The following is a 16,096-nucleotide window of genomic DNA, read 5'->3' as shown; positions in this document are numbered from 1 at the left end:
TAGGTCAGCCCGCGCGCAGCACCTGCTCGAACAGCGCGAGCAGGTGGCGCGCGAACAGGTCCATGTTCGCGGGCCGGTCGTTGCCGCCGGTCTCGATGGTGCGGCTCCGGGACACCGCGTCCGGCCCGCCGACCACCGCGAGGCACACCCGCCCCGGCGGATCGCCATAGGGGCTGCCCGAGGGACCGGCCGCGCCGCTCTCGGCGATGCCCCAGCCCGAATGGTGGTTGTCGCGCACGCGGCCGGCCACCAGCAAGGCATAGGGCTCGGTCTCGCCACGCAGTCCGGTCATGTCCTCGGCCGTGAGCCCGAGCAGCGCGCGGCCCGCGCGCCGCGAATAGACCACCGCGCCGCCACGGAAGTAGGCCGAGGCACCGGGGATCGCGAGCAGCGCGGCCGACACCAGGCCACCGGCCGAGGACTCGACCACCGCCACCGTCTGGCCGCGCTCGCGCAGCAGCACACCGACGCGCGCGGCGAGCACCGCGAGCGGCTCAGGGTTTGCCGCCTCGGGACTTACGCTGACATCGCCATTCATACTTTGGAACTCCTTCGAAACGAAGCGAACGCAAGAGCGTATCTGCCCGCGTGGAGAATGGATGGAACGCCGTACCGCGAATACATCGTGACACCCGATAAACACGGCGGGTCAGTGTTTTTCCCGAGACGGAGGGTGGTCCGAAACTCGCTAGAGTGAAGGCGGCCGTTCAAAGGCTTTCGACAAGTACACACAAGGAATTTCTCATGAGCAAGAAAGTTGCATATGTCACTGGAGGCATGGGTGGCATCGGAACAGCCATCTGCCAGCGTCTCCACAAGGACGGCTTCCGCGTCGTCGCCGGTTGCGGTCCCACCCGCGACTATTCGAAGTGGCTGGCCGAACAGAAAGCCCTGGGCTTCGAGTTTCACGCCTCGGTCGGCAACGTCGGCGACTGGCAATCCACGGTCGAGGCCTTCTCGGCCGCGAAGGCGGCGCACGGCGCCATCGACGTGCTGGTCAACAACGCCGGCATCACGCGCGACCGCATGTTCCTCAAGATGACGCCCGAGGACTGGAGCGCGGTCATCGAGACCAATCTCAACAGCATGTTCAACGTCACCAAGCAGGTGGTGGGAGACATGGTCGAAAAGGGCTGGGGCCGCATCATCAACATCAGCTCGGTCAACGGCGCCAAGGGCCAGGCGGGCCAGACCAACTACTCGGCGGCCAAGGCCGGCATGCACGGCTTCACGATGGCGCTGGCGCAAGAGCTCGCGGGCAAGGGCGTGACGGTCAACACCGTGAGCCCCGGCTACATCGGCACCGACATGGTGAAGGCCATCCGCCAGGAAGTGCTCGACAAGATCGTCGCCACGATCCCGGTCAAGCGCCTGGGCGAACCGAGCGAGATCGCTTCCATCATCGCGTGGCTGGCCACCGACGAGGGCGGCTACTCGACCGGTGCCGACTTCTCGGTCAACGGCGGCCTGCACATGCACTGAGCGAGCTTCGCGAGAACACACAAACCCGCTTCGGCGGGTTTTTTCATGCCCGCGGCTTCCCAAGCGGACAACCGGAGCACAGCGCTTCCCGTGCACAGGGCACCGGGTACTCCCCGCAGCGAAATCAAGGAGGAGCCCGAAGGCCGGGGGACATTCGCGGAGGGGAGTACCCGGTGTCCTGTGCACGCACCCACGGCCATACCCCAAGAAATGCAACTGCCTTGCATACGTGTAATGAAAGAACCTCCCACGTTCCTGCAAAATCGGCCGATGCCCCACAGCGTCTCACTCATCAACACGATCGCCGCCGGCCTCGGCCTGGCCCTGGTGTTCGGCTTTCTCGCCGCACGCCTTCGCCTGCCGGCGCTGGTCGGCTACCTGCTGGCCGGCGTCATCATCGGTCCCTTCACGCCCGGTTTCGTGGCCGATGCCGGCATCGCCGCGCAGCTGGCCGAGATCGGCGTGATGCTGCTGATGTTCGGCGTGGGGCTGCATTTCTCGCTCGACGACCTGCTGGCCGTGCGCAAGATCGCGCTGCCCGGCGCGCTGGCGCAGATCACCGTGGCCACGCTGCTCGGTGGCGGGCTCGCGCTGTGGTGGGGCTGGAACCTGGGCGCGGCGCTGGTGTTCGGGCTGGCGCTGTCGGTCGCGAGCACCGTCGTGCTGCTGCGCGCGCTCGAGAGCCTGGGCATCCTCGATTCCTTCACCGGCCGCGTCGCCGTCGGCTGGCTGGTGGTCGAAGACCTCGCCATGGTGCTGGTGCTCGTGCTGCTGCCCCCGCTCGCCGAAACCCTCGGCGGCCGCGCCGCCGGCACCGACGCCTCCCCGCTGTGGCAGACCCTGGGCCTCACGCTGCTGCAGGTCGGCGGCTTCGTCGCCCTGATGCTGATCGTCGGGCGCCGCGTGTTCCCGTGGATCCTCTGGCAGGTCGCGCGCACCGGCTCGCGCGAGCTGTTCACCCTGTGCGTGGTGGCCGCCGCCGTCAGCATCGCCTTCGCCTCGGCCGCCCTGTTCGGCGTCTCCTTCGCGCTCGGCGCCTTCTTCGCCGGCATGGTGATGCGCGAGTCGCAGTTCAGCCACCGCGCAGCCCAGGAATCGCTGCCGCTGCGCGACGCCTTCGCCGTGCTGTTCTTCGTCTCGGTCGGCATGCTGTTCGATCCCTCGGTGCTGATCGAGCGCCCGCTGCAGGTGCTGGCCGTGGTGCTGGTCATCGTGCTGGGCAAGTCGCTCGCGGCCTCCGCGCTGGTGCTGGTGCTGCGCTATCCGCTGGCCACCGCGCTCACCGTCAGCGCCAGCCTGGCGCAGATCGGCGAGTTCTCGTTCATCCTCGTGGGCCTGGGCGTCTCGCTCGGGCTGATGCCCGCCGAGGGCCAGAGCCTGATCCTGGCCGGCGCGCTGATCTCCATCGCCACCAACCCGCTGTGGTTCAGCCTGATCGCGCCGCTGCAGAAATGGCTGCATGCCCATTCCTCGTTCGCGCGCCGCCTCGAGGCGCGCGACGACCCGCTGGCCGAGCTGCCGATGAGCACCGAGGCGCGCTACCTCTCGCGCCAGGTGGTGCTGGTCGGCTATGGCCGGGTCGGGCGCCGCATCGCGGCCGAGCTCAAGGCGCACGACATCCCCTACGTGGTGGCCGAGCAGAACCGCGAGCTGGTCGAGAAGCTGCGCGAGGAGGGCGGTGCCGCCGTCTATGGCGACGCGGCCGATCCCGCCGTGCTGATCCAGGCCCACATCGCGCGCGCCCGCGTGCTGGTGGTGGCCACGCCGGCCGCGCTCAACGTGCGGCAGATGATCGAGACCGCGCGCACCCTCAACCCCAGCATCGAGACCGTCATCCGCAGCCACAACGAAGCGGAAGCCGATCTGCTCACGCGCGAGGTCTCGGCTACCGTGTTCCTCGGCGAGCACGAGCTGGCCCAGGCGATGGCGCGCGACGTGGTGCGCCGCGCCGTGGCACCGCCCGCGCCCCATGGCGCGAACGGCGCGCCCACCGTGCCGGGCGCGCCGGCCTGAACGTGCGCTAGTTAGAGGTCCTCGATCACCAGCATGCGATAGCGCTGGGCGATCGAGTACGGCACCGTGCGCACCACCTCCATCATGCGTTCGGCATCGTCCTGTTCCTCGGTGCGCACCAGCAGTGCCGTGTGGCCTTCGCGCGCCAGCTTGGTGTAGGCGCGCACCGTCGCGCCCTCGGTGCCCGCGGAGGGCAGGGGGTTGTCCGCATCGGCCACCGTGGGCGTGATCTCGGCCAGCACCGTCCGGGGCGGCAGCAGGAAGATGTCGTCCGCGCTCACGCCCTGCTCGACGAGCTGGCGGCCGATGCGCTCGGCGTCCTCGGCGCTCGCGAACATCACCACCGAGTAACCGGTGGGATAGAACGCGCCGCCGATGGTCGCTCGCATCGAGGGATCCAGGGTGAATCGCTTCATGGGGCCTCCTGTCGTCTGGGCTTGCGGCGTGCCGCGGGTGTTTGATCCATGGGCAAAACTTAGGTCGCGCACCAACGCCCGCCTGTAGGAGAAGCCCGGAAGCTGGGAACGGTCGGGGCCACCGCCTGCCGCAGGAAGCACACAGGGTTTTCGCCGGCGGTGAACGTGATGAAGTGCCCGCGCGTTGTGACAGGGCGTGTCTACGATTCCGGCGCTGCGCCGCTTTCGCCAACGCCCACCTTCCAGAGCTTCGCGTGAACACCATCCCCGCCACCCTGTCGCCGTCGCCCCGCAACCTCGCGCTGACCGTCCACGAGCTGGAGCCCGGCGAGTTCTACTGGGTGCTGATGGAGGCGGTCGACGATGCCGCGGGCGAGGGCGTGGTGCATTCCTACCTGCCGCTCGAGGCGGCCATCGAGCCGCATTCCAGCTATTCCAATGCGCTGGTGGCCGGCGTCAGCGTGCTGCGCCGGCTGTTCGGCACCGAAGGCCCGGGCCGGCCGCAGGACACCCGCACGCCGGACGTTCCCGGCGGCACCCGCTCCCTATAATCCCCGCCGTTCGGTGCAGTCTTTCTTCTAAAAGCAAAGACCGCACCGGCACCACGGTTCGAAGGTGCCCCGCCAGCCATGCATGCCATGGCCACGGGGTTAAACGGGAAGCAGGTGCGACGCGTCGTCCGGACGCCTCCATTCCTGCGCTGCCCCCGCAACGGTCAGCGGATCTGGAAGTCCTCACGCCATGCCCCCAGGGCATCGGCAGCCACTGCGCCCCCAAGGCGTGGGAAGGCGAGGGCTTCCGCAACGGCGCTGCAGTTTCGACTGCGCGCCGCTGCGCTCCGCGAGCCCGGATACCGGCCTTCGTCACCGCCTCGGACGCTGCGGGAGTGCGTGTCCGGGCCGCCGGCCGGCGAAGCGCTTGCTTTTCCCGCCGCCGGTCCCGGCCATCGATCGACTTCCCGCCGCGTCCACGTTCGGTCAGAGAGCCTGCGGGGACGCGGGTCGGAGGAGAAGTCACATGGATCACGCATCGCCGTCGGGCGATCGCACGGGCGCGGCCGGCCGCCGCCCGCACCGCCACCGGGGTCGCCCCGCCGCCCGCCGCCTCGGCGGCATGTCCGCCGCCATCGGCCTGGCCTTCGGCGCCGGCAGCGGCTTCGCGCAACAGGCCGCCACTAGCCTGCCGCCGGTGCAGGTCGAGGCCGGCGCCCAGACCGCGCTGTCGCTCGCCGAGCCCACGCAGACCGGCAGCCGCCTCGGCCTCACGCCGCTCGAGACGCCCGCCAGCATCGAGGTGCTGACCGGCGAGGCCATCCGCGCGCGCGGCGATGTCTCCGTCATCGAGGCCGCCACCCGCGCCACGGGCATCACGGGTTCGCCCGCGCCGGGCAACGGCAGTACCTCGATGGCCGCGCGCGGCTTCTCGGGCCATGGCTCGGTGATGCAGCTGTTCGACGGCACGCGGCTGTTCGCGGGCGCGGGCACCGTCACCTTCCCGTTCGACACCTGGTCGGTCGACCGCATCGAGGTGCTGCGCGGCGCGGCCTCGGTCATGTACGGCGAAGGCGCGATCGGCGGCGCGATCAACGTGGTGCCCAAGAAGCCCACGCGCGGACCGATCCATAACGAGGCGCTGCTGAGCTACGGCTCCGACGCCACGCGCCAGGCCGCCTTCGGCAGCGGCGGCGCGATCAACGACAAGCTTTCGTACCGCTTCGACATCAGCCACCGCGCCACCAACGGCTTCATGGCGCGCGGCGAGGGCGAGAGCCTGGCCGTGGGTGGTGCGCTGCGGCTGGACGTCTCGCCCGAGCTGCAGTTCACCCTGTCGCACGACGAGGGCCGCCAGTCGCCGCAGCGCTACCAGGGCGTGCCGCTGATCGACGGGCGCCTGAACGACCAGACCCTGCGCCAGAACTACAACGTCGACGACGCCGAGCTCAAGTACGACGACAAGTGGACCCGCCTCGATGCGCTGTGGACGCCCAGCGATGCCGTCACCGTGCACAACCAGCTCTACCGGCTCGCGAGCCAGCGCCACTGGCGCAACAGCGAGACCTACACCTTCAATGCCGCCACGCGCCGCGTGACGCGCGGCGACTACCTCGAGATCGGCCACGACCAGGAGCAGGTCGGCAACCGCACCGACGCCACCTTCCGGCACGAACTGTTCGGCATGAAGAACCAGGTGCTGGTGGGCTTCGACGTGAACCGCATCGACTTCCTGAACTCGAGCGACTCGCCCTACGGCGGTCGCTCGGTGGTCGATCCCTTCGTCTTCCTGCCCGGCTACTACGCTTCGCCCGTGGCCTACACGCCGCGCTACAAGACCCGCACCCACACCCACGCCGTGTTCGCCGAGGACAAGCTGGCCTTCGACGAGCGCTGGTCGCTGGTCACCAGCCTGCGCTGGGACCATGCCAAGGTGGCGCGCACCGACCTGGCCAACGCGGCCAACAGCCTCACCAAGACCTTCGAGTACGCCACCGGCCGCATCGGCGCGGTGTATGCGCCCGATGCCTCGCAGTCTTTCTATGCGCAGCTGGCGCACGCGGCCGATCCGCTGACCTCGCTGATCAGCACCTCGACCACGCAGGCGCCGTTCGACCTCAGCACCGGCAACCAGGTCGAGGTCGGCTACAAGCGCCAGCTGGCCGACAACCGCGGCGCCTGGACCGTGGCCGCCTACCGCATCGAGAAGAAGAAGCTGTTGTCGCGCGACCAGAACAATCCCACCGTCTCGCAGCAGGTCGGCAAGCAGTCGTCCGAGGGCATCGAGGCCACGCTCGACCTCGCGCTGACCCCGACGCTGCGGCTCGAGGCCAATGCGGCCAGGCTGCGCGCGCGCTACGACGACTTCAACGAGGTCGTGAGCGGCCGGCTGGTCTCGCGCGCCGGCAACACGCCGTTCGGCGTGCCCGAGGAAGCGGCCAACGTGTTTCTGCACTGGCATTTCCTGCCGCAGTGGGAGGCCGAGTTCGGTGTGCGCTATGTCGGTTCGCGCCAGGTCGACGCGGCCAACTCGCGCAAGATCGGTTCCTACACCGTGGCTGACGCCTCGGTGAGCTGGCAGGCCAACAAGTCGCTCAAGCTCGCGCTGCGCGGCTACAACCTCGGCGACCGCCGCTATCCGCTGTCGTTCTCGAACAGCGGCAACCAGTGGCTGTTGGGCCGTCCGCGCTCCTTCGAGCTGTCGGCGCTGGTGAACTTCTGAGATGACGCACGCCGCGCGCCGCGCCCGCGCCGACCGCACTGCCTGGCAGCGCGCGTGGCCGCTCGTGCGCCACTGGCTCTACTGGACCCACCGCTGGCTCGGCATCGGCGGCTGCCTGCTGTTCGTCATGTGGTTCGTCTCGGGCGTGGTGATGATGTACGTGGGCTATCCCACGCTCACCGAGGCCGAGCGGCTCGCGGGCCTGCGCGCGCTCGATGTCGGCCAGGCCCGGGTCTCGCCCGTGGCCGCGCTCGAGGCCCTGCCCGAAGCAGCGCGCCAGCAGCCGCCGCGCCGCGTCGCGCTCGAGATGCAGGGCGGCGCGCAGCCGCAGCCGGTGTGGCGCATCGTCGATGCGCGTGGCGGCCGCCATGCGGTGTCGGCGCGCGACGGCCGGCTGCTGGCCGGCACCGACGCCGCGCAGGCCGAGGCGGTGGCGCGCGACTTCTCGGGCCAGCCCGGCGCGCGCTGGGCCGAGACGCTCGAGCGCGACCAGTGGACCGTGCCGCAGGGCCTCAACCCGCTGCGCCCGCTGCACCGCATCGAACTCAACGACGCGGCGGGCACCGAGCTCTACGTGTCGGCGCGCACCGGCGAGGTGGTGCGCGACACCACGCGCTCCGAGCGCTTCTGGAATTGGCTCGGCTCGGTGCCGCACTGGATCTACTTCACGCCGCTGCGCGCCGACCCGCCACTGTGGCACGACGTGGTGGTGTGGCTCTCGGCCGCCTGCATCGTCTCGGCCGTGACCGGCATCGTGATCGGCATCCTGCGTCTCCGGCTGCGCCGGCGCTTCCGCAACGGCGCCGTCACGCCCTACACCGGCTGGATGGCCTGGCACCACATCGCGGGCCTGGTCGGCGGCTTCTTCGTGCTGACCTGGATCGTGAGCGGCTGGCTCTCGATGAACCCGAACCGCTGGTTCGAGCGCAACCCGGTCGACGCGGCCGCGATGGCGCGCTACACCGGCGGCGAGATATCGACCTTTCCGTGGCCGCCCGCCACGCTGCCGGCAGGCGAGGGCGCAGCGGCAACGCGCGAGGCGCTGCTGCAATGGTTCGACGGCCGGCCGCTGCTGCAGCTGCGCGATGCGCAGGCGCGCGTGCGCGTGGTCGATGCCGCGAGCGGCGCGCCCGCTTCGATCGCGCGCGAGGACATCGTGCGCGCGGCCGCCCGGCTGCGGCCCGGCGCCACGGTGAGCGAGGCCGTCCTGCAGACCGACTACGACTTCCACTGGTACGGCCACCACCGCGAGCGCGTGCTGCCGGTCTGGCGCCTCGCGTTCGACGACCCCGCGCGCACCCGGCTCTACATCGACCCGGCCAACGGCCAGCTGGCCGGCAGCAGCGACCGCAATGCGCGGCTGCGGCGCTGGCTCTTCAACGCGGCCCACAGCCTCGACTTCCCCTGGCTGATCCAGTACCGGCCGGCCTGGGACCTGGTGGTGTGGCTGCTGTCGATCGTCGGCGCCGTGGCCTCGGCCAGCGGCGTGGTGATCGGCTGGCGCCGGCTGCGGCCGCGCTCGCGTTCTCCCACCGTGACGCTCGCGCGGCGCCTGTCGCAACGTTCATGACGCGGACCTGCCATCGCGGGTCCATGATCCAATCCACTTTCGCACTGCGGTGCCTTTCAGGAGCTGTCCCATGCACATCGAACCCGGTCTCGTCGACGGATCCAAGATCTTTCTCAGCTATGCCACCGGCGCCGCGGCGCTCGCCTACACCGGCAAGGTGGCGTTCGACACCCTGCTGAAGGACGGCCTGGCCGCTCTCGCATTGCGCTCGGCGATCGCCGTGGCGCTGGTGTTCTGCTTCTTCGAGGTGCTGCCGCACCACCCGGTGGGCGTGTCGGAAGTGCACCTGATCCTCGGCACCACCTTGCTGCTGGTGTTCGGGCTCGCGCCCGCGTCCATCGGCCTGGCGGGCGGGCTGCTGGTGCAGAGCCTGTTCTTCGAGCCGCAGGACCTGCCGCAGTACGGCATGAACGTCACGACCCTGCTGGTGCCGCTGTTCGCCACGGCCGTGCTCGCGCGCCGCATCATTCCCGAGAAGCTGGCCTATGTGGACATCGGCTACCGCGAGGCCTTCAAGCTGTCGGTGGCCTACCAGGGGGGCATCGTGGTGTGGGTCGGCTTCTGGGCGCTCTACGGCCGCGGCACCGGGCTCGCGAACCTCGGCGAGATCGCCAGCTTCGGCGCGGCCTACATGACGGTGGTGCTGGTCGAGCCGCTGGTCGACCTCGGCGTGCTCGCCGGTGCCAAGGCCTGGCGCCGGCTGCAGGGCTCGGCCTTCGTCGAACGTCGCCTCTACACCGGCGCCTGAAAGAAATAGAAATCTCCATGACCACCAGCAACGCAAAAATCCCCGTCACCATCGTCACGGGCTTCCTCGGCAGCGGCAAGACCACCTTGATGCGCCACATCCTCGGCAACGCCGAGGGCCGCCGCATCGCGGTGATCGTCAACGAGTTCGGCGAGCTCGGCATCGACGGCGAGATCCTGCGCGGTTGCGGCATCGGCTGCGACGACGAGGGCAACGAGCGCGAGGGCGCGCTCTACGAACTCGCCAACGGCTGCGTCTGCTGCACCGTGCAGGAGGAATTCCTGCCCGTGATGCTGCAGCTCGCCGAGCGCCGCGACCAGCTCGACGCCGTGCTGATCGAGACCTCGGGCCTGGCGCTGCCCAAGCCGCTGGTGCAGGCCTTCCAGTGGCCCGACATCGCCAACGTCTTCACCGTCGACTCGGTCGTGACCGTGGTCGACGGCCCGGCCGCCGCGGCGGGCCAGTTCGCCGAGAACCCGATGGCGGTCGACGCGCAGCGGCGCGCCGATCCCAATCTCGACCACGAGTCGCCGCTGCACGAGCTGTTCGAGGACCAGCTCTCGGCCGCCGACCTGGTGGTGCTCAACAAGGCCGACCTGCTCGACGAAGCCGCGCGCGCGCGCGTCGAGGCGCTGGTGCGCGAGGAACTGCCGCCCGAGGTCAAGATCGTGACGGCCACCGAAGGCAAGCTGCCGCTCGCGCTGCTGCTGGGTCAGGGCCGCGCGGCGGAGACCACCATCCACCTGCGCGAGAGCCACCACGACCACGAGGAAGACCACGACCACGACGAGTTCGACTCGCTGGTGATCGACCTGCCCGCGATGGACCGCGACCGGCTGCTGGCCGCGCTGGCCGCGCTGGTCGAGCGCCACACCATCTACCGCGTCAAGGGCTTCGTCGCCGTGCCGGGCAAGCCGATGCGCCTGCTGGTGCAGGGCGTGGGCCGGCGCTTCGACCATCACTTCGACCGCCGCTGGCGCGACGGCGAGGCACCGCGCACGCAGCTGGTCTTCATCGGCGAGGACCTCGAAGAAGCCGCGCTGCGCGAGGTGCTCGAGGGCGCGGCGCTGCCGGCCTGACGATGCACCTGCTGAGCACCCAGCCCGGACGCTTCGTCGAGGACGACCCGGGCGTCGTCACCCGGCTCGACCAGACGCCGGGCGAGATCGTGGTGCTCAGCTCGGCCGACACCACGCTGGCCCTGCTGTCGGCCGCGCGCGGCGCGCTCGCGGCCAGCGATCCCGGCTATCCCTCGCTGCGGCTGGCCAACCTGATGTACCTGCGCCAGCCGGCCTCGTTCGACCTCTATGCCGACGAGGTGCTGCGGCATGCGCGCGTGGTGGTGGTCGACCACCTGGGCGCGGCCTCGGCCTGGCCCTACGGCCTGCAGCAGCTCGAGCAGCTCGCGCGCCGGCACGGCCAGCAGCTCGCCATCTTCTCGGGCGACCTGCAGGAGGACGAGGACCTGCTCGCGCGCAGCACCGCGCCGCGCGCCGTCTGCCACCGGCTGTGGCAGTACCTGCGCGCGGGCGGCCCGGCCAATGCGCTGCAGTTCCTGCGCGCGGTGGCCTTCCATGGCCTGCGCCATGGCGAGGAGCCGCTGCCGCCGCGCAGCCTGCCGCAGGTGGCGCTGCACGTGCCGGGGCTGCCCGCCACTTCGGCCGTGCCCGGCATCGACGACCTGCGCGCGCGCTGGCGGCCCGGCGCGCCGGTGGTGGCGCTGGTGTTCTACCGCTCGCACCTGCTGTCGGGCAACACGGCCGCCTTCGACGCGCTGGCCGAGGCGCTGCAGGCCGAGGGCCTGAACCCGCTGCCGCTGGCGCTCGATTCGCTCAAGGACCCGCTGTGCCTGTCGGCGCTGCGCGAACTCTGCGCCACGCATGCGGTGCAGCTGGTGCTCAACACCACCGCCTTCGCGGCGCTGGGGCATGACGGCGGCGAGGGCGGTGAGCTCGCGCTGGCCGGCGACGCGCCCGTGCTGCAGGTGATCGTGAGCGGCGGCAACCGCGAGGACTGGCTGGCCGACAGCCAGGGCCTGCGGCCGCGCGACATCGCGATGCAGGTCGCGCTGCCCGAGATGGATGGCCGCATCGTGACGCGCGCCGTGAGCTTCAAGGGCCTGCTGCATCGCTGCGAGCTGACGCAGACCGAGGTGGTGGGCTACCGCGCCGAGCCCGACCGCGTCGCCTTCGTGGCCGAGCTCGCGCGCCGCTGGTGCCGCCTGCGCAGCCTGCCGGCGGCCGACAAGCGGCTCGCGCTGGTGCTTGCCAACTACCCGGGCAGCGAGGGCCGCATCGGCAGCGGCGTGGGGCTCGACACGCCGGCCTCGGTGATCGCGATCCTCGGAACGTTGCGCGCCGAGGGCTACATGCTCGGCGATCCGAAGGCGCTGCCGGCCGATGGCGACAGCCTGATGCAGACCCTGCAGCAGGGCATCGCCAACGATCCGCGCGAATGGCCCGCGCGGCCCGCCTGGCAGAGCTACGCGCTGGCCGACTACCGCGCGCGCCTGGCCGCGCTGCCCGAAGGCATGGCCGCGGCCATCGACGAACGCTGGGGCCCGCCCGAGCAGGACCCGATGCTGCGCCAGGGCCGCTTCATGATCGCGGGCCTGCGGCTGGGCCAGGTCTTCGTCGGCATCCAGCCCGCGCGCGCGCTGAACCTCTCGGGCTCGCAGGACTACGCGAGCTACCACGACGCCGAGGCCGTGCCGCCGCACGGCTACCTGGCCTTCTACTTCTGGCTGCGCGACGTGTTCGGCATCGACGCGGTGGTGCATGTCGGCAAGCACGGCAACCTCGAGTGGCTGCCGGGCAAGAGCATCGCGCTGACGCAGGCCTGCTGGCCCGACGCGGTGCTCGGGCCGCTGCCCAACGTCTATCCCTTCATCGTCAACGACCCCGGCGAGGGCGCGCAGGCCAAGCGCCGCACCCAGGCCGTGATCGTCGACCACCTGATGCCGCCGCTCACGCGCGCCGAGAACCACGGCCCGATGCAGGACCTCGAGCGCCAGGTCGACGAGTACTACGACGCGCTGCTGGTCGATGCGCGCCGCGCGCGCGTGCTGCGCGCGCAGATCCTCGCGGCCGTGCGCGCCCAGCACCTGGTCGACGAGCTCGACGCGGCGGGCGCGGCGGACGATGCCGTGCTCGCGCGCGTCGACGCCTACCTCTGCGAGCTCAAGGAAACCCAGATCCGCGACGGCCTGCATGTGTTCGGTGCCTCGCCCGAGGGCCGGCTGCGGCGCGACACGCTGCTGGCGCTGGCGCGCTATCCGGCGGGCGACGGCAGTGGCGCCGATGCGGGGTTGCTCGGCGCGCTGTCGCACGACCTGCTGCCCGGCGAGCATTTCGATCCGCTCGACATCGAGCCCGCGATGCCCTGGCAGGGCGCGCGGCCCGCGCTGCTGCAAGCGGTGAGCGACGACCCCTGGCGCCACCAGGGCGACACGCGCGAGCGGCTCGAGCTGCTGGCCACGCGGCTTGTCGAGCACGGCGAATGCCCGGCCGGCATGCCGCGCACCGCCGCCGTGCTGGGGCGCATCACGGAGCGCCTCGCGCCCGCGCTCGATGCCTGCGGCGCGCAGGAGCTGCTGCAGCTGTCGCGTGCGCTGCGGGGCCGCTTCGTGCCGCCCGGGCCCAGCGGCTCGCCCTCGCGCGGCCGGCCCGACGTGCTGCCGACCGGGCGCAACTTCTACGCGGTCGACACGCGCGCCATTCCCACCCCCACCGCCTGGATGCTGGGCCTCAAGTCGGCCGCCCAGCTGGTCGAGCGGCATCTGCAGGAGCATGGCGACTATCCCGCGGGCATCGGCCTGTCGGTCTGGGGCACGGCCACCATGCGCACCGGCGGCGACGACCTCGCGCAGGCCTTCGCGCTGATCGGCGTGCGGCCGAAGTGGGCCGCCGGCAGCCAGCGCGTGGTCGACTTCGAGGTGCTGCCCACGGTCGGCCTCGGGCGTCCGCGCATCGACGTCACCCTGCGCATCTCGGGCTTCTTCCGCGATGCCTTCCCGGCCGCGGTGCAGATGTTCGACGCGGCCGTGCAGGCCGTGGCCGCGCAGGAGGATGAGGATGCCGAACGCAACCCGATCCGCGCGCGCATCCTGCGCGAGGCCGCGGCGCTCGAGGCCGGCGGCCTGCCGGCCGAGGCCGCGCGCACCCAGGCCGGCTGGCGCGTGTTCGGTTCGGCGCCGGGCCATTACGGCTCGGGCCTGCAGCCGCTGTTCGACAGCGGCGACTGGCAGAGCGACGACGACCTCGCCGGCGCCTATGTCGGCGGCAGCGCGCATGCCTACGGGCAGGACAGCGAGGGCGTGCCCGCCACCGAGGCGCTGGTGCGGCGCCTCGGCGAAATGAACGTGGTGCTGCAGAACCAGGACAGCCGCGAGCACGACCTGCTCGACTCCAACGACTACTACCAGTTCCAGGGCGGCATGGCCGCCGCCGTGCGCCACCTGAGCGGGCGCCAGCCGGCCATGTACCACGGCGACCATGGCAATCCGCAGGCGCCGCGCGTGCGCACGCTCAAGGAGGAGATCGGCCGCGTGGTGCGCGCGCGCGTGGTCAATCCCAAGTGGATCGCGGGCGCGCGCCGCCATGGCTACAAGGGCGCCTTCGAGATGGCGGCCACGGTCGACTACCTGTTCGGCTTCGACGCCACCGCGCGCGTGGTCGGCGACCACCAGTACGCGATGGTGGCCGACGCCTACGTGCTCGACGCCGATAACCGAGATTTCGTCGACACGCACAATCCACGCGCGCTGCACGACATGCTGAGCCGCCTGCTCGAGGCCATGCAGCGCGGCCTCTGGCAGTCGCCCGGCGACTACCGCGAACGCATCGAGAACCTGCTGCTCGCGCACGAGCAGCGGATGGAAGGACACACACGATGACCACACAGGCTGCGCCGCTGCCGGCGTCGTTCCCCTTTTCCGCCATCGCCGGCCAGCCGCTGCTGCGCGAGGCGTTGCTGCTGGCCGCGGCCGATCCCGCGCTCGGCGGCGTGCTGATCGAGGGCCCGCGCGGCACCGCCAAGACCACGGCCGCGCGCGCGCTGGCCGAGTTGCTGCCCGGCGCGCCCTTCGTCACCCTGCCGCTGGGCGCCAGCCTCGAGCACCTGATCGGCACGCTCGACCTCGGCCAGGCGCTGGCCGGCCATGCGCTGAAGTTCGCGCCGGGGCTGCTCGCGCGCGCCCATGGCGGCGTGCTCTATGTCGACGAGATCAACCTGCTGCCCGATGCGCTGATCGATTCGCTGCTCGACGCGGCCGCCAGCGGCGTCAACGTGGTCGAGCGCGACGGCATCTCGCACCGCCATGCCGCGCGCTTCGTGCTCGTGGGCACCATGAACCCGGAGGAGGGCAGCCTGCGCCCGCAGCTGCTGGACCGCTTCGGCCTCTGCGTGCAGCTGCGCAACCTCGAGGACCGGGCCGAGCGCCAGGCCGTGGTGCGCGCGCGGCTGGCCTTCGACAGCGATCCCGAGGGCTTTCGCGCGCGGCATGCGGCGGCCGAGGCCGAGCTCGCCGCGTCGCTGCGGCGCGCCCGTGCGACGCTGGCCGATGCCACCGCGCTGCCGTATGGCGATGCGGTGCATGAGGCCGTGGGCGCGCTGTGCATTGCCGCGCAGGTCGATGGCCTGCGTGCCGACCTCGTGATGCTGCGCGCGGCGCGCGCGCTGGCCGCGCTCGAAGGGGCGGAGGCCATCGGCGAGGACCATGTGCGGCGCGTGGCAGAGGCCGTGCTGCTGCATCGGCGCAAGCCGGGTGTCGAGGCGGCGCCGCCCGCGCGGGTGCCGAGCGCGCCACCGCCATCGGCCGCCGAGGGTGAAAACGCTATCGATGAAGGCGTCGATACCGGCGACGGTGACTGGGGCGCGCTGCCCCCCGAGCCCGTCGGCGTCGCCCGCGTCAAGCCGCTGCGCCCGCTGATCCCGGCCGCCTCGCTCGCAAAAAAAGCCTGAGCCTCCGGAACACCGCACCCGCTGGCGCGCGCCAGGGTGACCGGAGGCAGGCGTCATCGGGACCGGGCCGCGAAGCATGGCACGGCATCGCCGCCGCCGACGCGGCGCTCGACTGGCCGCGCACGCTCGCCGCGCGCGGTGCCGGCCCGCTGCGCCGCGAGCACCTGCGCCGCCGCCCACGCGAGACGCGCGAGGGCGCACTGCACTGCTTCCTGCTCGATGCCTCGGCCTCGATGCGCAACGACGGCGGCCTCGCGCGCGCCAAGGGCCTGCTGCTCGCGCTGATGGACGAGGCCTACCGCCGGCGCGACCATGTCGCGCTGCTGTGCTTCGCGGGTTCGGTGGTCGAGCTGCGGCTGCCGCCGCGCCGCGCCAGCGCCTGGAACGACGACTGGATCGCGCCCATCGGTGCCGGCGGCGGCACGCCATTGGCGCTGGGCGTGCAGCGCGCCGACGAACTGCTCAAGCGCCATGTCGATCATCGGCGCTGGCTCTGGCTGCTGACCGATGGCCGCAGCGCCGAATCGCCCGCGCGGCCCGGGTCGGCCGACGTGGCCTGCGTGGTCGGCTTCGAGACCGCGCGCGTGCCGCTGCATCGCGCGCAGTCGCTGGCCGCGGCGTGGGACGCGCGCTACCTCGACGCGGCCGCGTTTGACCCGGCCCAGGCCTAGCGGCTAGGATGCCGGCCATGTC

General features: G+C 71.4%; 12 protein-coding genes and 1 riboswitch. Of the genes, 10 read left to right on the top strand and 2 right to left on the bottom strand.

The annotated features are described in order from the left end of the window. Window positions 1-4: 4 nt before the first annotated feature. On the bottom strand, window positions 5-538 hold the full coding sequence (locus tag BM109_RS11265) for a CinA family protein (protein WP_093342860.1): 534 nt from the start codon (window positions 536-538) through the stop codon (window positions 5-7). A 206-nt stretch (window positions 539-744) separates the two neighbouring features. On the opposite strand from BM109_RS11265, the gene phbB reads away from it, so the two are divergent. Further along, window positions 745-1,482, top strand: coding sequence for an acetoacetyl-CoA reductase (gene phbB / locus BM109_RS11260; protein WP_093342858.1), 738 nt, complete (start codon window positions 745-747; stop codon window positions 1,480-1,482). Window positions 1,483-1,752: 270 nt separating this feature from the next. Further along, entirely contained in the window at window positions 1,753-3,495 is a 1,743-nt protein-coding gene (gene ybaL / locus BM109_RS11255; protein ID WP_093342856.1) for a cation:proton antiporter domain-containing protein, read from the top strand. 11 nt (window positions 3,496-3,506) lie between these two features. Here ybaL and BM109_RS11250 read toward each other — a convergent pair whose 3' ends face one another. Further along, window positions 3,507-3,911, bottom strand: coding sequence for a hypothetical protein (locus tag BM109_RS11250; RefSeq protein WP_093342855.1), 405 nt, complete (start codon window positions 3,909-3,911; stop codon window positions 3,507-3,509). A 254-nt stretch (window positions 3,912-4,165) separates the two neighbouring features. On the opposite strand from BM109_RS11250, the gene BM109_RS11245 reads away from it, so the two are divergent. The 8 genes from BM109_RS11245 (at window position 4,166) to BM109_RS11210 (ending at window position 16,074) form a co-directional block, all read left to right on the top strand. Further along, window positions 4,166-4,462: a hypothetical protein gene (locus tag BM109_RS11245; RefSeq protein WP_256222502.1), complete on the top strand. Its 297-nt coding sequence runs from the start codon at window positions 4,166-4,168 to the stop codon at window positions 4,460-4,462. Window positions 4,463-4,507: 45 nt separating this feature from the next. After that, window positions 4,508-4,788: riboswitch (cobalamin riboswitch) on the top strand. A gap of 140 nt (window positions 4,789-4,928) precedes the next feature. Continuing rightward, on the top strand, window positions 4,929-7,124 hold the full coding sequence (locus BM109_RS11240; RefSeq protein WP_093342854.1) for a TonB-dependent receptor: 2,196 nt from the start codon (window positions 4,929-4,931) through the stop codon (window positions 7,122-7,124). A 1-nt stretch (window position 7,125) separates the two neighbouring features. Beyond that, window positions 7,126-8,694, top strand: a complete 1,569-nt coding sequence (locus BM109_RS11235) for a PepSY domain-containing protein (RefSeq protein ID WP_093342852.1) — start codon at window positions 7,126-7,128, stop codon at window positions 8,692-8,694. A 70-nt stretch (window positions 8,695-8,764) separates the two neighbouring features. Continuing rightward, window positions 8,765-9,442 (top strand): energy-coupling factor ABC transporter permease, encoded by a 678-nt coding sequence (locus tag BM109_RS11230; RefSeq protein ID WP_093342851.1) that lies wholly within the window; start codon window positions 8,765-8,767, stop codon window positions 9,440-9,442. 17 nt (window positions 9,443-9,459) lie between these two features. Continuing rightward, the gene (cobW, locus tag BM109_RS11225; RefSeq protein ID WP_093342849.1) at window positions 9,460-10,521 is read left to right on the top strand and encodes a cobalamin biosynthesis protein CobW; all 1,062 of its coding nucleotides are present in this window, start codon (window positions 9,460-9,462) and stop codon (window positions 10,519-10,521) included. A gap of 2 nt (window positions 10,522-10,523) precedes the next feature. After that, complete coding sequence (gene cobN, locus BM109_RS11220; RefSeq protein ID WP_093342848.1) at window positions 10,524-14,336, top strand: cobaltochelatase subunit CobN; 3,813 nt, start codon at window positions 10,524-10,526, stop codon at window positions 14,334-14,336. Continuing rightward, a complete protein-coding gene (locus tag BM109_RS11215; protein WP_093342847.1) occupies window positions 14,333-15,403 on the top strand; it encodes a magnesium chelatase ATPase subunit I in 1,071 nt (356 codons plus the stop codon). Before cobN ends, BM109_RS11215 begins: the two co-directional genes overlap by 4 nt. Window positions 15,404-15,489: 86 nt before the next feature. After that, entirely contained in the window at window positions 15,490-16,074 is a 585-nt protein-coding gene (locus BM109_RS11210; protein WP_093342846.1) for a vWA domain-containing protein, read from the top strand. The last annotated feature ends 22 nt before the right edge of the window (window positions 16,075-16,096 follow it).

The sequence above is a fragment of the Variovorax sp. PDC80 genome (assembly GCF_900115375.1).
Lineage (GTDB): Bacteria > Pseudomonadota > Gammaproteobacteria > Burkholderiales > Burkholderiaceae_C > Variovorax.
This window is presented reverse-complemented; position numbering and strand designations above follow the sequence as displayed.